Source organism: Streptomyces sp. NPDC039462, from assembly GCF_055639375.1.
This window is the reverse complement of the sequence record NZ_JBVKAO010000003.1, coordinates 554,592-577,266: the sequence shown is the minus strand read 5'-3', so window position 1 is coordinate 577,266 and position 22,675 is coordinate 554,592. Positions and strand designations below refer to the sequence as shown.

Below are 22,675 nucleotides of genomic sequence, written 5' to 3'. Positions count from 1 at the left end.
CGCCCCTCGCGGGAGGCGCCGTCGGCGCGTCTCCCGCTGTTCACCCGGTGGCCCCCTCGGGTTCGTGGCGGCGGCGAAGTCTGGCCGCTGTCACCGAATCCGTGCCCCAGGAGGCCCCGATGTCCCCGCACGCAGCCCGTAAGGGGCGTGTCCGCCGCTCCATAGCCGCCGGTATACCGCTCGCCGTGATCGCCGCTCTCACAGCGGCCGGCACCGCGACGGGCCGGCAGACGGGCGGCGGGCACGGTGAGCCGAGGATCACCCAAGCCGCCACGCTCGGGGACATCTCTCTCGGCGCCTTCAGCAACGCGCTGCTTCCCGGAACGGTGAAGAACGATCGCGGTGTCGATCTCGGCGGCATCGGCAGCGATCTCTATCCGGCGGGTCGCAAGGGCGAGTTCTGGACGGTGACCGACCGGGGGCCCAACGGCCAGATCAAGGTGGACGGAAAGAAGCGCCGCACCTTCCCGGTCCCCGGCTTCGACCCGGCGATCGTGAAGATCCGGGTGCGGGAGGACAAGGTCAAGGTCGTCTCCGCAAGGCCGCTCACGACTTCCTCCGGAAAGCCCGTCACAGGCCTGCCCAACCAAGAAGGGCGTGACGAGGCCCCGTACACGTATGACGCGAAGGTCCCCGCCTCGTACGACCCGAACGGTCTGGACACGGAAGGCATCGTGCGGGCCCCGGACGGCACTTTCTGGTTGGTCGACGAGTACGCTCCTTCGCTGATCCATGTCTCCGCGCGCGGGAAGGCCATCAAGCGCTACGTCCCCCAGGGGCTGAAGCTGCGCGGCGCCGACTACCCGGTGGCCGAGGCGCTGCCGGGTGTGCTGCTCCACCGGAAGACGAACCGCGGCTTCGAAGGCCTTACCCGACTCCCCGGCGGTGACCTCGTGATGGCCGTGCAGAGCCCGCTGGCCCTCCCGGACGAGGACGCGGGTGACGACTCGCGCACGACGCGGCTGCTGCGCTTCTCTCCGAAGAAGCAGAAGGTCACCGCCGAGTACGCCTACCGGTTCGACGCCGTGGGCATCGTGGACCCCGGTGAGGACGACACCTCCGAGCTGAAGATCTCCTCCGTAGTCGCCATCGGGCGCGACCGGCTCCTCGTCCAAGAGCGGACCGACAAGGCGGCGAGGCTGCAGGTGGTCACGCTGGACCGCAGGTCGGACATCCTCGGCGACAAGTGGGACAAGGCCACGACCAGCCCCTCCTTGGAACAGCTCGACGATCCCGTTGCCTCCGGAGTGCCCGTCCTCCGCAAGCGTCTGGTGGTCGACCTCAGGACCGTCGACGGCGTGCCCGGCAAGATCGAGGGCGTCGCGAGGGTGGACAGCCGCACCCTGGCACTGATCAACGACAACGACTTCGGGATGAGCGACGGGCCCGAGGCCTTCGACAAGCACGGGCGACTGGTCGACAGCGGTGTGGAGACCACGGTGACGTACGTCCGGCTACCGGAAAAGTACTGACTCTTCGGAGCGACGTTCGGTCAGGGCTGTGGCTTGGTGTACGGGACTTGGCCATCCGCGGGCGGGGAGGGCTGGAGGGGGTCCAGGTCGCTCGGGAAGTCGGTGGGCAGCGAAGGGAAGTCCGTGGGAAGCGACGGCATGTCGGTGGGCAGTGACGGGACCTCGCTGGGCAGACCGGTGGGCAGCTCGGTCGGAATCTGCGACGGAATGCTGAGCGATGGCGTGGGTTCCGGTGTGGTGTCCTTGCTGGTCTCGGCGGGCTCCTTCTTGCCGTCGCTGTCGTCGCCCGTGGTCACGAGGACGACAGCGATGACGGCTCCCACCGCCACGATGATCGCCAGCAAGACGAACAGCCCGTTACGCCGCCCTGAGGGCCCGCCAGGGGGCGGGGCCGACGGCCAGCCCCCGCTGCCGGGAGGCGGCCCGTACCCACCGCCCGGTGGTGGTCCGAACCCGCCCCCGCCCGGTGGTGGACCACTGGGCGGGGGCGGAGGGGGCTGCGGAGGTACGGGCGGCACGGCCATACCATCAAGAGTCGCCTCGAACCGGTGACAAGGCGACCCCCGTGCACCAGCTGACGGAGCGTCGGCTCCCGAGCGCACTCAGCTCCGGGCCGCCAGAAGGTGGTCCATGGCCAGTTGGTCGAGCCGTTCGAAAGCCATTCCGCGCGCTGCGGCCGCCTCCACGTCGAACGCCTCGAAAGCGTCCCTGTCGGCGAGCAGGCCGGACAATCCGTCCTCGGCGGTGGGGGTCGCCAGTTCGTCCAGACGTGCGGCGCGCAGCGCCTCGCGCACCTCGGGGTCGGCCCGGAACGCGGCCGCCCGCTCCCGCAGGATCAGGTAGTTGCGCATGCACCCCGCAGCCGACGCCCACACCCCTTCGGAGTCCTCCGTGCGCGGCGGCTTGAAGTCGAAGTGCCGAGGGCCGTCGTAACCGCCCCTCTCCAGGAGGTCGACCAGCCAGAACGCGCTCCGCAGATCCCCCGCGCCGAACCGCAGATCCTGGTCGTACTTGATGCCCGTCTGACCGTTGAGGTCGATGTGGAAAAGCTTACCCGCCCACATCGCCTGGGCGATGGAGTGCGGGAAGTTCAGACCCGCCATCTGCTCGTGGCCCACTTCGGGGTTGACGCCGAACATTTCGGGCCGTTCCAGGCGCTCGATGAAAGCGAGGGCGTGGCCGACGGTGGGCAGCAAGATGTCGCCGCGAGGCTCGTTCGGCTTCGGCTCGATCGCGAACCGCAGGTCGTAGCCCTGCACGGTCACGTACTCGGCGAGGAGGTCGAAAGCCTCCTTCATGCGGTCCAGCGCATTGCCCACGTCCTTCGCCGCGCCGGACTCGGCGCCCTCCCTGCCTCCCCACGCGACGTAGGTGCGCGCGCCCAGTTCGGCCGCGAGGTCGATGTTGCGGATCGTCTTCCGCAGCGCGTAGCGGCGTACGTCGCGATCATTGGCGGTGAAGGCGCCGTCCTTGAAGACGGGGTGTGTGAAGAGGTTCGTGGTGGCCATCGGCACGACGAGACCCGTCGCATCCAGCGCCTGCCGGAAGCGCTTGATGTGGCCCTCCCGTTCAGATGCGGATGATCCGAAGGGGATCAGGTCGTCGTCGTGGAACGTCACTCCGTAGGCACCCAGTTCAGCAAGGTGCCGCACCGAGTCGGCCGGGTCGAGCGGGGTCCTGGTGGCGTCCCCGAACGGGTCCCTGCCCTGCCAGCCGACGGTCCACAGACCGAAGCTGAACTTGTCCTCAGGAGTGGGCTGGTAGTTCATGTGCGGCTCCCTCACCTATTTCGTCATGGCCCTTTACAAATTAGTATCCGAGGGCGCCGCTGGGAAGGTCGTGGAAGAAAACTCCGGTGCGCACCCGGAGACAACCGCAGGAACGGAGACCGTCATGTCATCAGCGCCCTCAGCCCAGGGGCCCCTCGTGGTCGGCGTGGACAGTTCCACGCAGTCCACGAAGGTCCTGGTCGTCGATGCGGCCACCGGCCGGGTCGTCGCGAGCGGCCAGGCTCCGCACCGCGTGAGTACGGGCGAACATCGCGAAAGCGATCCCCAGGAGTGGTGGGACGCTCTGTGCGCGGCTCTCGAACAGTGCGGTCGAGCTGCCCGGGAAGCCACCGCGGTGTCCATCGGCGGCCAGCAGCACGGGCTGGTCACACTCGACAAGGAGGGCAGGCCGGTGCGGCCGGCTCTGCTCTGGAACGACGTGCGGTCGGCGCCGCAGGCCCGGAGCCTCATCGAGCGTCTCGGCGGCCCCAAGGTGTGGGCCGACCGGGTCGGCAGCGTCCCAGGGCCTTCCTTCACCGTGACGAAGTGGGCCTGGCTCGCCGAGCACGAGCCCGCCGCGGCCCGCGCCACAGCCGCGGTGCGCCTGCCCCACGACTACCTCACGGAACGCCTCACCGGTCTCGGCACCACCGACCGCGGCGACGTCTCCGGAACAGGATGGTGGGCGTCGGGAGCGGAGCAGTACGACGAGGACATCCTCGACATGGTCGGCCTCGATCCGGCTCTGCTGCCCCGTGTCGCACGCCCTGGTGAGGTCGTCGGAACAGTGCGGGACGGCGACGAACTGCCCTTTTCCAGGGGCACACTGGTCGCCCCCGGCACCGGCGACAACGCGGCGGCCGCCCTGGGACTCGGCCTGCGCCCTGGTACGCCGGTGCTGAGCCTCGGCACCTCTGGCACCGTGTACGCCGTCTCACAGCGCCGTCCCGCGGATCCGACCGGCATCGTCGCGGGCTTCGCCGACGCACGCGGCGCGTGGCTGCCACTGGCCTGCACCCTCAACTGCACGCAGGCCGTCGACCGGGTGGCCACGCTGCTCAACCTGGAGCGCGAGGCCGTGGAACCGGGCGGCTCGGTCACGCTTCTGCCCTACTTGGACGGCGAGCGTACGCCGAACCTGCCCCACTCCTCCGGAGTACTGCACGGCCTGCGGCACGACACGTCACCCGGGCAGTTGCTCCAGGCGGCGTACGACGGGGCCGTGCACTCGCTGCTCGGCGCGCTCGACCTGGTCCTGGACCCCGACGCCGACCGGTCGTCCCCGCTGCTGCTCATCGGAGGGGGTGCACGCGGCACCGCCTGGCAGGAAACCGTACAGCGCCTCTCCGGACGTCCCGTTCAGGTCCCGCAGGCCCGGGAGCTCGTCGCGCTCGGCGCCGCGGCACAGGCGGCGGGCTTGCTGACCGGTGAGGACCCCAGCGCGATCGCGCGGCGCTGGGGCACGGCCCAAGGACCCGTGCTCGACCCCGTGGAGCGGGACGAGGCGACGCTCGCCCGGATCTCCGGGGTACTCTCCGACGCGGCGCCGCTCCTGGACAGGGCGCCCCACGGGGAGTGAGGACTGACCGAGGCATGACCGCACCGCTGCACGACGAGCGCCGGGGTACGTCCGGCGCGCGGCTGCCCGACACCCAGCAGGCGATGCGTCGTCGCAACCTGTCCCGGGTGATGCACACCGTGGCCGCCCACGGCCCCCTGTCTCGTGCCGCCGTCGCCTCCCGCATCGGGCTGACCCGGGCCGCCGTCTCCACGCTGGTGGACGAGTTGATCCGTTCCGGGCTTCTGGACGAGCTGGGCCCCGAACGGCCGAGTCGGGTGGGCCGTCCAGGGTCCGCCCTCGCGGTCAGTGCTCAGGGGCCCGTCGGCATCGGCGCCGAGGTGGGAGTCGACCACCTCGCGGCGTGCGCGGTCGATCTGCGCGGGGAGGTCCGCGCACGCGCTGTGCGACGGGCCGCGAACCGCGGACGCTCGCCCGTGCCGGTGCTGGAGGAGCTTGCCATCCTGGTGGAGCGGGTGAGCGCGGAGGCCCGCCGGTCGGGTCTGTCCCCCGCGGGCCTCGCGGTGGCCGTGCCCGGGCTCGTCGCCCGCGACAGCCGGACGGTCGTGCGCGCCCCCAATCTGGGCTGGCACGACATCGACCTGGGCCGGCTTCTCCCCTCAGAGCTGCCGCTGACAGTGGACAACGAAGCCAACTTCGGCGCCCTCGCCGAGTTGTGGCTCGGCGAGGCATCGCCCCAGGACTTCCTCCACGTCTCGGCCGAGATCGGCATCGGCGCCGCACTCGTCGTCGACGGACGGCTGCTTCTCGGAACACGGGGGTATGCGGGTGAGTTGGGGCATGTGCCCGTGCACCCCGACGGGCCGACCTGCCCTTGCGGAGGCCGCGGCTGTCTGGAGCAGTACGCGGGAGAGGAGGCCGTTCTGCGTGCGGCAGGCCTTGGCCCCGGTGAGGAACGCGGTGAACTCCTGGCCGACCGCGCAGCCGCGGGCGACGAGACAGTACGGCGAGCGCTCCACGGCGCCGGAACAGCCCTGGGCATCGCCCTCACCGGCGCGGTCAACCTGCTGGATCCGCAGGCTGTGGTGCTGGGTGGCGCGCTGTCGCGCCTCGCGCCGTGGCTGCTGCCCGCTCTCGAGCAGGAACTGGTGGAACGCACTGCCGGCCGGGCCTGCGGAGTCACGGTTTCCGCGCTCGGACCGGACGGCCCGTTGCTGGGAGCAGCGCACTCGGTGGCGCGGGCGGTGCTGGACGATCCGGCGGGCGTGAGCGTCAGTGCTGGCGTGGGCGGGCAGGCGTAAGGCGGTAGGGGGCGGGCGGGGCCGTGAGGGCGCAGCCGTAGGCGGTGCGCACCCTTGAGCGGGGCCCAGAGCCTTGGGGGCCGCGGAGCCATTGAGGCTAGAGGGGTTGCCGTTTGCAGCCTCGCTCATCCAGCATCGCTCCCCCGATTCCCCCGAACGGGTGGCCGAGATATCCACAATCACGCCGCTTTGCACAGATCCAAGCAGCGCCCTTCCGCCCCAACCTCTGAGCGCCGTAACGTAATTCAGGCACGGCCCACCGGCCGGACCGACGGCCCACCGGCCGGAGTGGAGCGACACGGCGATGAATGACTTCAAGATCCTGACCGTCCGACCCGAACCCGACCAGTACGCGTGGACGTTCGGCGGCGCCCCGCCCCTTGCGCGCATCACCCCGGGCACCGTCCTCGACCTGTTCACCGAGGACTGCTTCGCCGGCAACGTGCGCTCGGAGAAGGACCTCGTCTCCGAAGTCTGCGAGTTCCCGTTCCTCAACCCCCAGACCGGCCCCTTCCACGTGGAGGGCGCGGAGCCCGGCGACACCGTAGCCGTCCACTTCGTGTCGATCGAGCCGGCCCGCGACTGGGCGGCCTCCACGACGGTCCCGCTGTTCGGTGCCCTCACGTCCACCCACTCCACCGCTTCGCTCCAAGCGCCCCTGCCCGAGGCAGTGTGGATCTGGCACCTCGATCGGGCCCGACGTACCGCGCAGTTCAGCGCGCGGGACAGCGACTTCCAGATCGAGCTGCCCATGGATCCCATGCATGGCACGGTCGGTGTCGCGCCGGCGAATCTGGAAGTGCGCTCGGCGCTCGTGCCCGACGCGCACGGCGGCAACATGGATACGCCCGAGATGCGCGCCGGGGTCACCTGCTATCTGGGGGTGAACGTCGACGGCGCGCTGCTGAGTCTCGGTGACGGACACGCGCGGCAGGGAGAGGGAGAGACGTGCGGCGTGGCCGTCGAGTGTGCCATGAACACCGTGGTGATCGTAGATCTCCTCAAGGGAGTGAGTACGCCCTGGCCGCGGCTTGAGTCGGACACGCACATCATCTCGACCGGGTCGGCGCGGCCGTTGGAGGACGCGTTCCGAATATCCCAGCTCGATTTGGTGCAGTGGCTGGTCCGTGATTACGGATTCAGCGAACTGGACGCGTACCAGTTCGCGACGCAGACCGTCGAATCCCCGCTGGCCAACGTCTGCGACACGAACTACACGTGCGTGGCCAAGATCCGCAAGGAGTGGCTGCCCGCACGCGAGACGCACCGCGGCCTGCACGCGCGACTGCGCCAGATATCCGCTGCGCTACCACGGTCCGCCTCTCTCCCGCTCTCCGCTCCACGATCACGCGGGTCGGACCACCGTCCCTCCTGAGAACCAGCGCCTTTCGACAGGGCGACCGCTCCCGTCCGGAGACCGGCGCTGCGCCTCTCAGCCGCAGTCGAGCTCACCACCGCGATGAGCTCCTCAAGTACAGCGCCAGTCAAGCCGTTCCCCCCACCGAGAGGCAGGTCAGTCATGGATCGATTGAGACGCTCCCCGAGCAGACGCCGTCTGCTGCAAGGCGCATTCGCCGCAGCCGTACCCGCCGCGCTCCTGCCCGCCACCCGCGCCACTGCCGGAGACCGCGCGGTCGACTACCCCCTGGCCGAGTGGGTGCCGGCCAGCACCTCCAACTACACGGCGTCCAACCGCCCCAGCAGCTACCCCATCGACTACGTGGTCATCCATGTCACGCAGGAGACGTACGCGGACACACTCGCCATCTTCCAGAACCCCGCGAAGAAGGTCTCGGCCCACTACGTGGTGCGGTCCACGGACGGCCACATCGCCCAGTGCGTCCGCGAACGCAACATCGGCTGGCACGCGGGGAACTGGACCTACAACACCCGCAGCATCGGTATCGAGCACGAAGGGTGGGTCGACAAACCCGAGTACTTCACCAACGCGATGTACGAACGGTCCGCGGCGCTGACTGCCGCCATCTGTGCGAAGTACGCCATCCCGAAGGACCGTGAACACATCATCGGTCACCATGAGGTGCCCGGTTCGGACCACACGGATCCCGGGCCGCATTGGGACTGGACGCGCTATCTCCGCCTCGTCAACTTCGCCTGAGTCAGCGCGTCCTTGTCGGCTTCCGTCTCCGGGGCGACGATGGCAGCACCGCATCGCCGTCCCGGGAGGCCGAGTTGACCGATCCATGGGTGGCCCTGGAGCCGGGCACCGACCCCGTCGAGCGGGTGCGGGTGGTGGGCCGGGCCCATGAAAGGTTCACTGACGTGGGGGCGATCTCCCGTCCGGTGCGTTCGGTGGTCGCCGAGTCGTGGCAGAGGTCGGCCAGGGCGCGGGTGAGTCCGGAGGCCACCGGTGCCGCGGTGGAACTGACCGACGGCGATCTCGGGGCGTACCGGGCGGAGCATCCGTTGGCGAGGGTGATGCCGCTGTTCCGCGAGTTGATGGGCAGCTTCGCGACGGACGGGGAGCATCTTCTCGCCGTGTGCGACGCACAGGGCAGGTTGTTGTGGGTCGAGGGCCACGCGGTGACGCGACAGCAGGCGGGGCGGATGAACTTCGTGCCGGGCGCGCGGTGGGCGGAGTCCGCCATGGGGACGAACGCGCCGGGGACGGCGGTCGCCGTGGACCGGCCGGTGCAGGTCTTCGCCACCGAGCACTTCATGCGGCGCGTGCAGCCGTGGACGTGTGCGGCGGCTCCCGTACACGATCCGCGGACGGGGCGGCTGATCGGCGCGGTCGACATCACCGGCGGTGACGGGCTCGCGCACCCACACAGTCTCGCCTTCGTGCAGGCGGTCGCGCGGGCCGCCGAGTCCCACCTGGCGTTGCTGGCTCCGCCGACGGGAGCAGGCGAGAGGATGGAACTGGCCGCTCTGGGCCGAGACGAGGCGCTGCTGCTCACGGGCGGCCGCAAGGTGCGGCTGAGTCGGCGGCACAGCGAGATCGTCGTGCTGCTGGCCCGCCATCCGGAGGGGCTGGCGGGGGACGAGTTGCTGTATGCGTTGTACGAGGACGAGTCGGTGCCGCAGGTGACGTTGCGGGCCGAGATGGCTCGGCTGCGACGGGTACTCGGAAGCGAGTTGTTGCGGTCGCGGCCGTATCGGCTAGCGGTGCCTGTCGAGTGCGATGTCGACACGGTCGAGCGTCGTCTGGGTGCGGGGGCGGTTACGGCGGCCGTGGCCGCGTATGCCGGTCCGTTGCTGCCGCAGTCGCAGGCCCCCGCTCTCGTCCGGCTCCGCCGCAGGCTCGCTGACCAGTTGCGGGCGGCGCTCGTCGACCGCAACGACCCCGATCTGCTCGCGGACTGGGCGCACGCTCCTTGGGGCGAGGATGACCTGACGGTGTGGAGGGCGCTGGCCGCGCTGCGTCCGACGGCGCCGGTTCTGGCCCGCTTGAGGGAGATCGACGCCGAGTTGGCGTCGAGCGGATGCGGATTCGAGGGCGTGGGGGCCACCGGTTAGCCCCGAGGCCTCAACGATTAACGCAGGGCCCCCTCGTTCCCCACGCCCACCCTCACGCCTCACGCCTCACGCCTCACGCCTCACGCCTCACGCCTCACGCCAGCGTGGGGAACGTACGACGAAAGGTTCGCAACGTCGATGCAACGTCCGTGCTTCTAGCCTCCGGGCGAGAGCTGCCCAACGGCGGGCAGCCTGCCACGGGAGGCCAGCCAAGATGACCCGTTACGCAGCGCCCGGCACCGAGGGTGCGATCGTCTCCTACCAGTCGCGCTACGACCACTTCATCGGCGGCGAGTACGTGGCGCCGGCCCGTGGCCAGTACTTCGAGAACCCGAGCCCGGTCAACGGCCGGACCTTCACCGAGATCGCCCGGGGCACCGCGGAGGATGTCGAGCGAGCACTGGACGCGGCGCATGCGGCGGCGCCCGCGTGGGGTCGCACTTCGGTCACCGCGCGCGCGGACGTGTTGTTGAAGATCGCCGACCGGATGGAGGCCAACCTCGAACAGCTCGCGGTAGCCGAGAGCTGGGAGAACGGCAAACCGATCCGCGAGACGCTGGCCGCTGACATTCCGCTCGCCATCGACCACTTCCGTTATTTCGCGGGTGTCATCCGTGCGCAGGAGGGGTCGCTGAGCGAAATCGACGAGGACACCATCGCGTACCACTTCCACGAGCCGCTCGGTGTCGTCGCGCAGATCATTCCGTGGAACTTCCCGATCCTCATGGCCACGTGGAAACTGGCGCCGGCGCTCGCTGCCGGGAACGCCGTCGTCCTGAAACCCGCCGAACAGACCCCGGCCTCCATCCACTACTGGATGAGCCTGGTCGCCGATCTGCTGCCGCCGGGGGTCATCAACATCGTCAACGGATTCGGGGCCGAGGCGGGCAAGCCGCTGGCGTCCAGTCCGCGCGTCGCCAAGGTCGCGTTCACCGGGGAGACCACCACGGGGCGGCTGATCATGCAGTACGCCTCGGAGAACATCAAGCCGGTGACGTTGGAGCTGGGCGGCAAGTCGCCGAACATCTTCTTCGACGACGTGTGGGCGGCCAACGACGACTTCAGGGACAAGGCGCTCGAAGGCTTCACGATGTTCGCCCTCAATCAGGGTGAGGTGTGCACCTGCCCGTCGCGGGCGTTGGTGCAGCGCGGTCACTACAGCGAGTTCTTGGAGGCGGCGATCGCGCGCACCGAGCAGATCAAGGCCGGGCATCCCCTCGACACCGACACCATGATCGGAGCGCAGGCTTCCAATGACCAGCTGGAGAAGATCCTCTCCTACCTGGACATCGGCCAGCAGGAGGGCGCCAAGGTCCTGACGGGCGGCCAGCGCGTTGAATACGACGGCGAGTTGGCCGGGGGCTACTACGTCCAGCCGACGATCTTCGAGGGCGACAACCGCATGCGGATCTTCCAGGAGGAGATCTTCGGGCCGGTCGTCTCGGTCGCTTCGTTCAACGACTTCGACGACGCCATCAAGATCGCGAACGACACCCTGTACGGCTTGGGGGCGGGAGTGTGGACGCGTGACATCAACACGGCGTACCGCGCGGGCCGTGCGATCCAGGCGGGTCGCGTCTGGACGAACTGTTACCACGCATATCCGGCGCACGCGGCGTTCGGCGGTTACAAGCAGTCCGGCATCGGCCGCGAAACCCACAAGATGATGTTGGAGCACTACCAGCAGACGAAGAACCTCCTCGTGTCGTATTCGCCGAAGAAGCTCGGCTTCTTCTAGATGCATGAAAAAGGCGCCTGAACTGGGCTTTTACCCGTCAGGCGCCTTTCACCCGACCCACTCAGAGCAGGCGCCGGTTTGTGCCACACGAGTCCCGGTGAAGCTGGTCGCCAGCACATTGCCGAGGCGGTGAGGTGCTGACAGCAGCAGCTGTCCTCACGAAGCGAGGAGAACTCGCTTACGCAGCAGCGAGAAGCCAGCGCGGCCAAACATCTGGCGCTTGAGCATTTTGATCCGGTTGACATGACCTTCGACAACGTTCGAGCTCCTAGGCAGGGTCTATCCGGCAATGACGGCGTCGCGGTCGCGGTCGATGCCGGCGGCCAGGGGGTGGAGGCTGGGCAGGTCGTCCTGCCGGACGGCGTCGAGCCAGTCGGGCAGGCGCTCACCCTGGCGCTCGGTGAGCATGGTCGCGAAGGAGCGGACGTGCTGGTGAGGGCGTCGAGTTCGGAACAGTGTGTCCGAACGGCCTTGGGCTGAAGTTGCTCGGTCTCGGTGAGGGTATCCGGACGGCGAAGAATCCAACCCGCGACGGTCCGAGGCGAGGGCGGCCGGGCAGACACCGGCTGCGCCGAGGTGCGCTTGGCGTGTAGGTGGGCGCGAACGCGCTGGTAGCTGCCCTTGTAGCCGAGTGGCACGATCTCCTCCCACAGCTTCCAGGCGTTGCTGCCCCCCCCGCCGCTCCAGCGGTCGTCCAGATAGGGCTTGTAGTCGTCGAGGACGGAGGCCGGTTCTGCCACTGACCGGTGAACAGCTCCTCCGGCGTCGCGGCGTCCGCGAGCTGCTTGACGGTGCGGTAGGTCATCCCGAGCTGCCGCTGCACCGACCGTCGGCTGTGTCCCGCCGTCAGCGGTGCGTGGACGGCGGCATGCCGGGCCCGGGTCCGATCGGCGAATCGGTGCCCGCGCGGCCAAGGAGAACCGGGCGAGTCCGCTGCGGGACGGTTTCGGGTTCGGGAGCGGGTGCGGGAACCGTGGGGACCAGCGCGCGGAGGCAGCGACGATGCTGGGCGACGCTCCGCTCGGCGGCCTCGCTGAGGTTGTGCCAGAGATGCCACCGGTCTGCGACCTGGAGGGCCTGCGGTGCACCGGCGGTGGCGCCCTCGGCGAAGAACGGCGCCCGGTCCCGGCCCACGGCCTCGACGCTGGGCCGATCGGCGAGCCAGGCCGCCAGGCTCGATGTCTCCCGGTCGGGCAGCAGGTCGACAGGGCGGCGGGTCTCGACGTCGACGAGAACGGTGCCGTAGTGGCGGCCCGTGCGGGTGGCGTACTCGTCAACGCCCACCACACGCGGGTTGGGCACTTCCGGCTCGGGAAGGGCGTCGGCCAGGCGCAGGACAGTGCTCCGGCTGACGCAGACCCCGAGTGCCGAGCTCAGCGGGGGCCAGCACGGCCCACCAGGGCGAGACCGACCGTGGCCAGCGTCGCGCGCAGCCGCTCGGTTCGCTGACCGTGCCGACGGGTCAAGCCGGGTATCTGCTCGACGAAAGTGCGGCGGGTGCATTCCGAGTTCCGGCAGGCGAACCGGCGGACCCTCAGCTGAAGAACAACGCTTCGTCCGGCGCTGGACACATCAGCGTGAAACCGCAGGTAGGAACACCAGCACAACGAGCGACCCGGTGAACCTAGGTGGTCACAGCACTAGGCAGCCGTGCCGAGAGCCCCCCGCATCGCATCCCGCAGAGACCCAATAGCTCGGCGAAGCGCCGCCTGGACTGGGGACTGGGTGCCGCATTCTTCGCCGCTGATAAGCGCGTCCCGCAGGTCCCGCAGCTTGTGCTGGGCGTCTTCGGTGACACGGACCACAGAATCCGGCGCAGTGACATAGATCCGGTAGGCCAGCTCGTAGGTGCCACCTTCACGGAAAGCGTCGCGGACCTGACGCGCCCGCTCGTCGGGGCCTAGGTCAGGTAGTCGACGAAGGTCCTTGAGGTGGGTACGTGTGCGCTCTAGAGCAGCCAGGTAGTCCCCGTACAACTGCCGCTGGATCTCCCCCTGGCGAGTGTCCTCTTCCCGGCGCCAGCGCACCCGGTCGGCGAGCAGTGTGGAGCCGACGCCGACGACGGCGCCAAGTCCCGTACCGACAAGCGTTTCCCACCCCACTCGGCTACCGTACAGCTCGCGACGCAACGGTGAGTGTGTGTGCTGGTCGAGCGTGCCCGATGGGACGATCAGGTCGTTGGTGGCCATGTGAGTACTCGGCCGTGGATCGTGGACGATGCCTAGGGGGAGCTGGTCGAGCCGTAGCTACCGTCCTGGCCGGACAGGCCGCCGGGGCCGAAGCCGGGGACGACGGTTGTGTCTGCGGGGCACCTTGTCCGCCCTATACCAGGGCATCGCCTAGCAGCTTCTGCCGCTGGAGCTGGGGTTCGGCTCCAGACAGACCTGCTGGCGACGTGTGGACCGCTGGCAACAGACGGACGGGGCTTCGGGCAGTGCACCGGATCCTGCTCGCCGAGCTGCACGCGGCCGGCGAACACGACTGGTCCTGCGCGTGCGTGGAAGGCTCCCATATTCGCGCGAAAGAGGGGGCGCCGCAGCCGGTCCGTCGCCGGTCGATCGACACAAGGCGGGCAGCAAGCATCACCTGATCTGCGAACGGCCGCGGCACCCCGCTGCACGTCATCACCACCGCCGCGAATGGCAACGACGTCACCCAGCCCCTGGCCCTGATCGACGGGACCCCGCCGGTGACAGGACGCCCCGGACGTCTCCGTCGGCGCACCGATGCCGTGCTCGGTGACCAGGCGTACGACTCGCGGGCCCTTCACCGCGAACTGAGACGGCGCCGGATCCTGCCGGTGATCTCCCGCAAGGGCTCCCCGAACATCAAGGGCCTGGGCAAGCTCCGCTACGTGGTCGAGCAGAGCTGGCTTTGCGCTCCTAACATCAGTGCAAACGCCTCGCCGCCCGATGGAAACGGCGGCTCGAACTCCGCGACGCCTTCCTGTCGTTGGCTTGCAGCTTGATCCGCTGGCGACGCCTCAAGAAGGCCAGCTCGTGATCCTGTTCGAGCTCCCGATGACGCGCCAGGCGACCCTCGTCAGGCGCTTCGCGCGGTCGACGGTTTCCTGATAGTCGCGGTCGTGGTCCCAGTCCCGGTCCATAGGCGCCCCGGCAGGAACCTACAGGTACCGCTTATCCACAGGAACACACGTTCCCTGGAGGTCAGCTCACCGTGCTGCTCCTACGATTACGAGGGGGACAGGGCGAAGAGGGTGGAGTTCGCGCGCATGGCCGACGAGGCGCTGGCCACGATGCCGGACGAAGTCCGTGAGGAGGCGCTCGCGCTCATCGGCTTCGTAGCCGCGGAGCGCGAGCACGGCGACGGTCCCACGACCGAGGCCGACGCCGTACTGCGGGGGCGGTGCTGATTCGCGTACTTGGCTGTCGGTGGCTTGCTCGTAGTGTTGCCGCGGGGCAGGCTGGTTCATAGCGCGCCCGCATGGCAAGGGGAGCGACTGGCGGTTTGGCAGCCGCATTGCTTGGGGCGGCTTGGGGGGACGGATGGAACCTACGCGGACGCTGGAAAGCGCGATACAGAAGGCAAGATGGCACGCTCAGCGTGAGCGCCCCTGCCTGCTAAGCATCATTTTCGCCCAGCCAGGTACTCTGCCGGTTGATGCTCTCAGCCACAACATTGACTACTTCAACCTGCGTTCAGGCAATCAATGGGATTTGCATTTCGCGGGCTACACCACTGACGTGAGGGCGGCCGGGCGAGTTCCGGTGAGAGCGGACGGAGGGCGTAGGTGGTGCTTCGTCGCGAGGGACTTCTTGGAGATGCATCAACAGATCGCCTATAAGCACAAGTTCGTTGGCGATTTGCCACTGCTTAACGGGCGTCGCGAGCCTTGGCGTTACAGCGGGCAACCCGAGATTGTCAGCCTCTGGGTTTTTCCGGACGGGCCGCTCTGGAGCTCGCTGGTGTCGATCCCCCTGGCCGGAGATCTGGAGAGGAGTCTCGGCGAAATCGTCGAGATCTACTCTGATTGGAGAACTGATGAGCTCCCGCACGAATGGATCCCGGGAAACCGTAGGCCTGTAGCTCATGAAGTCTTCCACACGGATAAGTTGGTGAAGCTTGTTGGGTGGGGCTGTGTGGTCGCTGCTACAGCCCTGATCGGGCTCGTGGTTACCGCGGTTGCAGGCCTTTTAAGGCTTCCCTGGTAGTGAGGACGGCGTCACGCTGCCGTACAGCGCCTGCTCTCTGCCCAGATCTTCCCGCACCCCGTGCAGTGCACGATCGGAGCCGTCCTTCGCTACCGTGGATGCCGATCTTCCCCCCGCATTTCGCGCACGGCCGTTCCAGGGGGCGGCGCTGCGCGGCGATGTCGAGGGCCCGCTCCACCCGCCCGGCCGCGCCGGCCGTGCCGGCCTCGGCGGTCCCTATCAGCTCCCGCTGAAGCACGGTCAGCCGCCGGAACCGGCCGGGTCGGCCCTCGATACGGGCCAATAGCCACAACGCCGTGTATAGGACCGGGCGGCGGCGGCCGGTCCGCCTCCAATGGCACGGGGATGACGCTGCCCGAGCTGAGAAGGGCCATGATCTCCTACATTCGACCCGAGGACGATCTGGCGGCGGAGGCCGAGGTGCTCCTGGAACGCGGCTGGCTGGCCCGGGACGCCGAGGACCGGCTATGGCTCACCGAGGATGGTGAACAGGCCCGCGTCGACCTCGCGCGCAACGCGCCAGCGATCCGCGCCGCCCTCCGCGAGGGCATTGACGACGCGGACTACGTCACCACAGTGAGAGTGCTTCAGCGGCTGATCCGCCGCAACGCGGGCGGAACAGTCGCCTGACAGACCAACGGCCCGGGTGGGCGCCCGGGCCCAGTCAGTGGCGGCAGGTCAGGCTGCGTGCGATCTCTGAAAATCCCCGCCCCTGCTTGTCGTTCCTCGGTCGAACGTGCTGCGAGCACGAGTCTCGGCGATGGATGTGAGCGGAGCGTTAGGGCCGAAGGTGCTTGAGGGTGAATTCAGGCAGGGCGTAGGGGCCGGCCTGGGGGGAGGCCGGGTCGGCCGGGAAGCCCGTCGGGGCAATGCCTGCCGCATGGAGTTCGGCGTTGTCGACGGGGGTGTAGGGCAGTTCCGCCGGGTCGGGGAGCTCCCAGAAACGACGGGTATTGGCGGAGACGGCGTACACGGTGGCGAAGGGGGTGGAGGGTGGTGCGGTCAGAGCGGCCCGGATGAAGCCGACGGCGTCGCGCGGACTCAGCCATGTCGCCAGGTGCCGGGATTCAGTGGGCAGATGCTCGAAGCTGCCGATGCGCAGGCAGACGACGGACAGACCGAACTTGTCGGCATACAGCCGCCCGAGCGCCTCGACGGCGGCTTTACTCACCCCGTAGAGCCCGTCAGGGCGTACCGGTTCCTGGGGGCTGGTGAGGTGCGTGGCTGGGTAGAAGCCGGTCACACGGTTGCTGCTGGCCAGCACCACCCGCTCGATTCCTGTGCGCCGCGCGGCCTCCAAGACGTGGTGGGTGCCGAGCACGTTGGCTTCGAGCAGGTCGGGGAGGGGCGCCTCGTCGGGTATGCCTCCCAGGTGGAGCACACGGTCGGCTCCCGTGAGGGCATGTTCCACAGCAGCGGCGTCCCGCAGATCCACAGTGCGTACGTCCTCGTTCTCGGCCTCCTGGCGCAGCGGCACCCGGTCGAGCAGGATCAACCGCTCCGCCTCGCTTCGCAGAGCCTCCCGCGCCACGGAACCGATGGTGCCCGCCGCCCCCGTTACCGCCACTGTTCCCAGACTCACTACGCCTCCCCTAGTCGACAACTCACGCATCTTCGCGCCTGTTGATCCACTCAGCAAGGAGGGATGTGAGGAACTGAGAGGGGAGGTTCAGGGGCCTCTTGAGCGAGAGATGGGGATTTTCAGGGAGCGCCAACAACGACCCTACAGACGCTACGGATACTGGAGACTCATGGATTCCGGTGCCCCACGCGAACTGATGCAGCGAACTGATACCTCGAGACGACACCCTCCAGATGATCGGCGCGCTCAACAGCCTCCAGGCCAAACTCGTCGCCGCCGAGAAGTACCAACTGCTGCACGACACCAGCCGTGTACCGGCCGCGCCGCCCTACGCCGAACTGCTCCAGCATGCCGCCGACGCGCAGGCCCTTCCCCGCGACGTCGACCAGATGACTGCCGAATTCGCACGGAGCACCCACAGCACAAGCTACGTCGGCAGCAGGGTTCTCGCCCACCTCGACTTCCGCCCTCCTCGGGCACGCACCGCGCTTAGCGCAACGTCCAGGAAGTCACTGCCGTTCGGCCGATGCCGCTCGCCCGGTGCGGCCAGGGCCCGCAGGAAGCCTTCCGCGCCGCCGCGACGTCCTTCGCGCCTAGCGGGGGCAGGCGTTGCGGGCGCGCTTGCCGCTTCGGTGCTCCGTTAGCAGATGGCGTCGGCGTGCACCGGGTGCCGGTCGGGGTTGGCGGGCTTTCCGGTGCGTTCGCTTTCGTCCTGCACGAGCAGGGAGAGCAGCGCGGCGACGGGGAGTCCGGCTTCGGCGGGGTGGCGCAGCACCTTGTCCGGATCGATGCGGTAGGTGTTCGTCCGCCCTTCGCGGGTGTGGGACAGGTACCCGTCCTGCTTCAGGTCGGAGATGATCCGCGCCACTGCCCGCTCGGTGAGCCGGCAGTGGGCGGCTATCTCGCGGATGCGGATGTTCGGGTTGTCGGCGATGGCTGCCAGCACGCGCGCGTGGCTGGTGATGAACGTCCATCCGGTGTGGGACTCAGGTACTGCGGCCATGCCGGCATTTTAGACGAAGGAACTTGCCGGAAGCTCGATACATGACATAGTTTTCAGGTAATTGCCGACGTGTTCCCGTTGAGGGAGAACCGCAGAAGGAGTCCGAAGGTGCCTTGGGACGAGGTCGCCATGCCGAAGCCGACGCGCAGCGCCGGCGGGGCATCGGTGGTGCAACAGCCCGCCGCGTGTGCCGTGCACGGACCGATGGTGCGGGAGTACGAGTGCCGTGGGGCCCGGGTCATCGCCGCCCATGGCGAGTACGACCTGAGCTCGATCACGCCTCTGGCACAAGCGCTGGAAGCCGCGGCGAGGCAGTACCCGAAGGTGATCCTGGACGCCTCAGGCGTCACCTTCGCCGACTCGACACTCCTGAATCTGCTGATCCTCACCCATCGCCGGGGCAGTCTCCGTGTCGTGGCGCCCTCGCCGCCGGTGCGACGGATCTGCGAGATCACCGGCCTCGACAGCATCCTGCAGATCCGGGAAACAGTGGAGGAAGCAGCCCTCTCATGACGGCCGCTGTCCCCGATCGCGCCGGACAGGGACACATGCCAAGTCGGAGACAACGCACCGCTCACGAGCTGGGGAGCAGGCGACCTGAGAGGCGTTTTCATCCGCTAGGCGCCTGACGCGGCCCAACCCGGTCATCATCCAACTCACTCTCTACCGGCCCCGCAGACTGATCCGCGCGCTGGCCACGGTCGGCACTCTCGCCGGTCGTCGGCCCACGCTGCTGTTGTACGCGCTGCTCCTGGCCTGCGGCGTCTTTCTGACCGCCACCCATTTCCCGGACGTGGCCCGGTCACTGCTGGACCCGTCACCGGGCATGTGGTGGCACGTCCTGCTCGCCATGATCGTGATGAACGTCTGCCCTGCGTTCTTCTGCGACGTCTCCTCCAGTTGGCGTCTGTCACGCGGTGCCCGCGCCGTCGTCGCCCTGGCCGGCGTCACGGTCAACGCCGGCCCCGCCTCGCTCGCCGCTCTCGCCGCAGCCGTCGACCTGGTGGGGCAGTCCGAGTTCTGGTGGCGGCTGGTCCTGGCCAACCTCATCACCCTGGCCCTCAATTTGGTGCCGTTCCTCAAGCTCGACGGCTACCTGCTCCTGCTGGCCGTCGTCGACGAGCCCTTCGTGCGGCCGCGCGCCATGGCCGACGCGCGCTCCTGGCTGGGTCGGCACATCTGGCGCCGCAGCCCGCAGCCCCGCCAGTTCCACCGCCGATGGAGCATCCCGTACGGCCTGATGGCCATGCTCTGCCCCGCCCTGCTGGTCACCTGCATGCTGCTCGCCCTGGCGCCGCTGCTCTTCGACTTCGGCTGGCCGGGGGCCGTCATCTGGACACTCGCTGCCCTGCTCGCCCTGGCACGCCTGGCAGACGGAATCCTCCGCGTGGCCAGGCCAGGCCCGCGACCCCACCCCTCGCCGCAGAACGACGAGTGACAGGACATCGACCAGCGCCACTGCCAGAGCACGTGTCAGCGTCGCGGTCCTCGTCGGTCCAGTGCCGGAACCGGGAGCGCTGGTGCCCCTTCCGTTTCTCCACGGCCGCTGGCAGAGCGGCGACCGTCTGCTTCAGCGTCATCGGGAGCGCGACCAGGTCAACGTCAGCGTCGGCTGCCGAAGTTGGAGACACCATGGTGAGGGGCAGGGCGAGATCGCGCCCAGGCCGGTGGCGGATCCCGCGCTCGTCGCGCTGGTGTCCGAGGCCTATCGGGCCAAGTACGGGCTGCGGTGGCCGGGGCCGGTCGAGTCCGTGAACGGCGACGAGGGCGCGGCCGCGGCCACCACCCTGTGGCTAACCGATGCCGGGAAGCCCGCGCAGCTGCCTGCGTGAGGTGAGCCCGAGCTTGCGGAAGATGTTGCGCAGGTGCGCGTCGACCGTCCGGGGGCTGAGGAAGAGCGTGGCGGCAACCTCCTTGGAGGTGGCGCCCTCGGCCACCAGGCGTGCGATGTGCGTCTCCTGCAACGTCAGCTGGTCCGACGCCTGTGCGGTACGGCTGCGTGCCTGCTCGCCGGTGGCGCGCAGTTCCCCGGCGGCACGCTCGGCGAACGACTCGATGCCGAGGTCGGTCAGCGGCTCGTGCGCGCTGCGCAGTGCGGCGCGGGCGTCCCGCCGCCGGCCCTGGCGGCGCAGCCATTCCCCGTACAGCAGGTGGGCCCTCGCCCGGTAGACGGTCAGGGTGCTGTCCTGCAGGAGGTCGATCGCCTCCCGGTAGGCGTTCTCGTCATCGGTCACCAGGGCGCGGGCGTAGGCCTCCACGCCCAGCCCCCAGGCGTGCCCGCCGGCTCGGGTGCGCTCCTGGAGGTCCGACAGCGCTGCCGCTGCGGGCCCGCGCCGGCCGCAGCGCACGGCCGCCTCGATCAGCTCCGGCAGGGCGAGGCCTGCGGTGCCGACGGCCCCGTTCTCGACCGCCCGCCGGGCCGCCTCCAGCGCGGCGGCGTAGTCGCCCAGGCCGTTGCAGAGCACGGCCGTCGCCCACTGCACGCTCAGGCTCATCCGCTGGTCCACGGACGCGAACAGGTCGAGGGCCTCCGGGCGCCGGCCGCGCAGCGCGGCCAGGTGGAGGCGCGGGTAGACGAGGGGCGCGGCGCCGGTGGCGTCGGCGATGGCCTCCTCCTCCGAGATCAGCTCCGTCGCGGCGCCGAGATCGCCGGTGTGCGCGGTCGTGGTGGCCTGCATGGCCAGTCCGGCGGGCAGCGCGTGGAACGAGCCGGAGCGGCGGCCGGCCGCGGCGGCCCGGGCGGCAATGCCATGCATGGCGTCGAAGTTCCAGAACTCGGCGGCCAGCAGGTAGCCCAGCGACGGTCGTGCGGCCCAGACCTCGTCGTCGGGTTCGCCGACGACGGGCCCGAGGATCTCTCCCGCCGCCCGGTGCCCCTCCCCCACCAAGGCGATCACACCGGCGAGGAGTCCGGTGGTGCTGGTCGAGGGCCCGTCCGGCAGCGGGGCGTTCCTCGCGGCCTCCGCCACTTGGTCGAGGCCGCCGAGGAGGATGCCCATCTCGACGGCGTCCAGGTAGCACTCCCGTGACCGGTCGGGGTCGACGGTCGCCAGCCGCGCGGCGGCACGCAGGAGGTGGGCGGTGGGGCCCTCGTCGCCGCGGCGGCGGGCGAACGACAGCTTTCCGCGCAGCAGGTCGGCCTCGGCGGCCGTCGCGGGATCCTCGCCGGTCACCGTGGTCAGCAGGTCGGCCGCCGCGTCGAACTCGCCGGCCGCCAGCTTGGCCCGGCCGGCGGCCAGGGCCCGTTCGGCCCGCAGGACCGGACCGGCCGTGAGGGCGGCCGCACGTTCGAGGAAGGCCGCCGCCGCTGCGACACCGCCTCGTTCCTGGGCGCGGGTTGCCGAGGCCTCGAGCGCCGCGGCGACCTCCTCGTCGGGTCCGGCGGCGGCCTGGGCGCGGTGCCAGGCCCGCCGGTCGGGGTCGGCGAGCGGATCGGTCGCGGCGGCCAGCGCCTCGTGCGCCCGGCGCCGGTCCTCCGGCGCGGCGGCCCGGTAGGCGGCGGAGCGGGCGAGGGGGTGGCTGAAGCGGATCCGGGTACCGAACTCGACCAGCGGCACCGAACCGGCGGCGGCGGACGCGTCGATGCCCAGCAGCTCGGCCGCACGCCACAGCAGGCCAGGGTCCCCGATCGGGTCGGCGGCGGCGACGGTCACCAGCAACCGCGCGGACAGTTCGAGGAGCTCCAGCCGGGTCCGGAAGCTCTGCTCGATGACGGCGGGCACCGAGTCGGGCTGCGCGAATCCGCCCGCCATCCCGGCGAGCCCGGCCGTCCTGGGCAGCTCCACCAGGGCGAGGGGGTTGCCGCGCGCCTCGGCCAGGATCCGGTCGCGCACCCGCTCGTCCAGGGGGGCGGGCAGCGCCGCGTCCAGCAGCGCCCGGGCGTCCGCCTCGCCGAGGCCGCGGAGGTGGTGAGCGGGGAGCCCGGCCAGTTCGGGCAGGCTGCTCGTTTCGCGGGCGGCGAAGACGAGGGCGACCGGCTCGGCCGCGACACGGCGGGCCAGGAAGGCCAGCGCCTTGGCGGAGGCCCGGTCCAGCCACTGTGCGTCGTCGATGACGCACAGGAGCGGGCGTTCCGCCGCGGTTTCCGTGAGCAGGCCCAGGGAACCGACGCCGACCAGGAAAGGGTCGGCTGGACCGGACTCGAGACCGAAGGCGCCCCGGAGCGCGGTGCGGTGGGGGCCGGGCAGGGCTGCCAGCCCGTCGGTGACCGGTGCGAGCAGCTGGTGCAGCGCGGCGAACGGCAGCTCCATCTCGAACTCCGCGCCGGACGCCCCCAGCGTACGGAACCCGCTCGCGCTGCGGCGCAGATGCTCCAGCAGCGCGCTCTTGCCGATGCCCGGCTCACCACGCAGGACCAGGGCGCCTCCCCGCCCCTGGCGTGCCTCGTCGAGCAGCGCGCCGAGCCGGCGAATCTCGTCCTGGCGGCCGAGCGGTACATCGGTGTCCGTGTTCGTTGCGGGCATGATCGACAACCTATGCGGTCGTACGCCGAGGGGGAATCGGGAGACGAGCCGTTCCGCTCCTGCCGCCGAGCCCGGGTACGGAGGAGTGCCCCCCAGGCACCGCGCCCTCGCCCATGCCCCCGCCCTCGCCCATGTCCATGCCCATGTCCATGCCCACGGCGGCTGCCTACGGGATC

The 22,675-nt window shown here is 69.7% G+C and carries 22 protein-coding genes and 1 pseudogene; 14 read left to right on the top strand and 9 right to left on the bottom strand.

The window, feature by feature from the left end; genetic code table 11:
• Window positions 1-119: 119 nt before the first annotated feature.
• Complete coding sequence (locus ACZ7LU_RS19785; RefSeq protein ID WP_471917435.1) at window positions 120-1,472, top strand: esterase-like activity of phytase family protein; 1,353 nt, start codon at window positions 120-122, stop codon at window positions 1,470-1,472.
• A 20-nt stretch (window positions 1,473-1,492) separates the two neighbouring features.
• On the opposite strand, the gene ACZ7LU_RS19780 is transcribed toward ACZ7LU_RS19785, so the two are convergent.
• A complete protein-coding gene (locus ACZ7LU_RS19780; protein ID WP_471917434.1) occupies window positions 1,493-1,816 on the bottom strand; it encodes a hypothetical protein in 324 nt (107 codons plus the stop codon).
• A 258-nt stretch (window positions 1,817-2,074) separates the two neighbouring features.
• Window positions 2,075-3,241 (bottom strand): xylose isomerase, encoded by a 1,167-nt coding sequence (gene xylA, locus ACZ7LU_RS19775; RefSeq protein ID WP_471917433.1) that lies wholly within the window; start codon window positions 3,239-3,241, stop codon window positions 2,075-2,077.
• A 124-nt stretch (window positions 3,242-3,365) separates the two neighbouring features.
• On the opposite strand from xylA, the gene xylB reads away from it, so the two are divergent.
• From xylB to adh, 6 genes are all read left to right on the top strand, one after another.
• Window positions 3,366-4,820, top strand: coding sequence for a xylulokinase (gene xylB, locus ACZ7LU_RS19770; RefSeq protein ID WP_471917432.1), 1,455 nt, complete (start codon window positions 3,366-3,368; stop codon window positions 4,818-4,820).
• Between the two features lie 14 nt (window positions 4,821-4,834).
• Complete coding sequence (locus ACZ7LU_RS19765) at window positions 4,835-6,061, top strand: ROK family protein (RefSeq protein ID WP_471917431.1); 1,227 nt, start codon at window positions 4,835-4,837, stop codon at window positions 6,059-6,061.
• A gap of 304 nt (window positions 6,062-6,365) precedes the next feature.
• Window positions 6,366-7,436, top strand: coding sequence for an acetamidase/formamidase family protein (locus tag ACZ7LU_RS19760; protein ID WP_471146047.1), 1,071 nt, complete (start codon window positions 6,366-6,368; stop codon window positions 7,434-7,436).
• A gap of 144 nt (window positions 7,437-7,580) precedes the next feature.
• Window positions 7,581-8,180 (top strand): N-acetylmuramoyl-L-alanine amidase, encoded by a 600-nt coding sequence (locus tag ACZ7LU_RS19755; protein ID WP_471917430.1) that lies wholly within the window; start codon window positions 7,581-7,583, stop codon window positions 8,178-8,180.
• A 74-nt stretch (window positions 8,181-8,254) separates the two neighbouring features.
• Window positions 8,255-9,541, top strand: coding sequence for a GAF domain-containing protein (locus tag ACZ7LU_RS19750; protein ID WP_471917429.1), 1,287 nt, complete (start codon window positions 8,255-8,257; stop codon window positions 9,539-9,541).
• Window positions 9,542-9,755: 214 nt separating this feature from the next.
• A complete protein-coding gene (adh, locus tag ACZ7LU_RS19745) occupies window positions 9,756-11,279 on the top strand; it encodes an aldehyde dehydrogenase (protein ID WP_471917428.1) in 1,524 nt (507 codons plus the stop codon).
• A gap of 279 nt (window positions 11,280-11,558) precedes the next feature.
• Here the strand turns inward: adh and ACZ7LU_RS19740 are convergent, their stop codons facing one another.
• From ACZ7LU_RS19740 to ACZ7LU_RS19730, 3 genes are all read right to left on the bottom strand, one after another.
• Window positions 11,559-11,687 carry a hypothetical protein gene (locus ACZ7LU_RS19740; protein WP_471917427.1) on the bottom strand — a complete coding sequence of 43 codons (129 nt, stop codon included), beginning with the start codon at window positions 11,685-11,687 and terminating at the stop codon, window positions 11,559-11,561.
• A gap of 438 nt (window positions 11,688-12,125) precedes the next feature.
• The gene (locus ACZ7LU_RS19735) at window positions 12,126-12,581 is read right to left on the bottom strand and encodes an ISL3 family transposase (RefSeq protein WP_471917426.1); all 456 of its coding nucleotides are present in this window, start codon (window positions 12,579-12,581) and stop codon (window positions 12,126-12,128) included.
• A gap of 338 nt (window positions 12,582-12,919) precedes the next feature.
• On the bottom strand, window positions 12,920-13,468 hold the full coding sequence (locus ACZ7LU_RS19730; RefSeq protein WP_471917425.1) for a hypothetical protein: 549 nt from the start codon (window positions 13,466-13,468) through the stop codon (window positions 12,920-12,922).
• Window positions 13,469-13,893: 425 nt separating this feature from the next.
• Between ACZ7LU_RS19730 and ACZ7LU_RS19725 the strand changes: the two genes are divergently transcribed.
• From ACZ7LU_RS19725 to ACZ7LU_RS19710, 4 genes and pseudogenes are all read left to right on the top strand, one after another.
• Entirely contained in the window at window positions 13,894-14,247 is a 354-nt protein-coding gene (locus tag ACZ7LU_RS19725; protein WP_471917766.1) for a transposase, read from the top strand.
• 264 nt (window positions 14,248-14,511) lie between these two features.
• Window positions 14,512-14,652 carry a hypothetical protein gene (locus ACZ7LU_RS19720; RefSeq protein WP_471917424.1) on the top strand — a complete coding sequence of 47 codons (141 nt, stop codon included), beginning with the start codon at window positions 14,512-14,514 and terminating at the stop codon, window positions 14,650-14,652.
• 409 nt (window positions 14,653-15,061) lie between these two features.
• Window positions 15,062-15,451 (top strand): hypothetical protein, encoded by a 390-nt coding sequence (locus tag ACZ7LU_RS19715; RefSeq protein ID WP_471917423.1) that lies wholly within the window; start codon window positions 15,062-15,064, stop codon window positions 15,449-15,451.
• A gap of 333 nt (window positions 15,452-15,784) precedes the next feature.
• Window positions 15,785-16,081, top strand: a pseudogene (locus ACZ7LU_RS19710) (MarR family transcriptional regulator); the annotation flags it as partial.
• 148 nt (window positions 16,082-16,229) lie between these two features.
• Here the strand turns inward: ACZ7LU_RS19710 and ACZ7LU_RS19705 are convergent.
• The 3 genes from ACZ7LU_RS19705 to ACZ7LU_RS19695 all read right to left on the bottom strand — a co-directional run bounded on the left by ACZ7LU_RS19705 (window position 16,230) and on the right by ACZ7LU_RS19695 (window position 18,036).
• Entirely contained in the window at window positions 16,230-17,033 is an 804-nt protein-coding gene (locus tag ACZ7LU_RS19705) for an NAD-dependent epimerase/dehydratase family protein (RefSeq protein ID WP_471917422.1), read from the bottom strand.
• A gap of 167 nt (window positions 17,034-17,200) precedes the next feature.
• Complete coding sequence (locus ACZ7LU_RS19700) at window positions 17,201-17,488, bottom strand: hypothetical protein (protein ID WP_471917421.1); 288 nt, start codon at window positions 17,486-17,488, stop codon at window positions 17,201-17,203.
• 185 nt (window positions 17,489-17,673) lie between these two features.
• The gene (locus ACZ7LU_RS19695; protein WP_468318328.1) at window positions 17,674-18,036 is read right to left on the bottom strand and encodes a helix-turn-helix transcriptional regulator; all 363 of its coding nucleotides are present in this window, start codon (window positions 18,034-18,036) and stop codon (window positions 17,674-17,676) included.
• Window positions 18,037-18,144: 108 nt separating this feature from the next.
• Here ACZ7LU_RS19695 and ACZ7LU_RS19690 point away from each other — a divergent pair, with 108 nt between their 5' ends.
• The 3 genes from ACZ7LU_RS19690 (at window position 18,145) to ACZ7LU_RS19680 (ending at window position 19,868) form a co-directional block, all read left to right on the top strand.
• On the top strand, window positions 18,145-18,549 hold the full coding sequence (locus tag ACZ7LU_RS19690; protein ID WP_471917420.1) for an STAS domain-containing protein: 405 nt from the start codon (window positions 18,145-18,147) through the stop codon (window positions 18,547-18,549).
• Window positions 18,550-18,772: 223 nt separating this feature from the next.
• Entirely contained in the window at window positions 18,773-19,474 is a 702-nt protein-coding gene (locus ACZ7LU_RS19685; protein WP_471917419.1) for a hypothetical protein, read from the top strand.
• 82 nt (window positions 19,475-19,556) lie between these two features.
• Complete coding sequence (locus ACZ7LU_RS19680; RefSeq protein WP_471917418.1) at window positions 19,557-19,868, top strand: hypothetical protein; 312 nt, start codon at window positions 19,557-19,559, stop codon at window positions 19,866-19,868.
• Here the strand turns inward: ACZ7LU_RS19680 and ACZ7LU_RS19675 are convergent.
• Window positions 19,830-22,499: an AAA family ATPase gene (locus ACZ7LU_RS19675; RefSeq protein WP_471917417.1), complete on the bottom strand. Its 2,670-nt coding sequence runs from the start codon at window positions 22,497-22,499 to the stop codon at window positions 19,830-19,832. The two genes, ACZ7LU_RS19680 and ACZ7LU_RS19675, sit on opposite strands and share 39 nt — an antisense overlap.
• Window positions 22,500-22,675 lie beyond the last annotated feature (176 nt).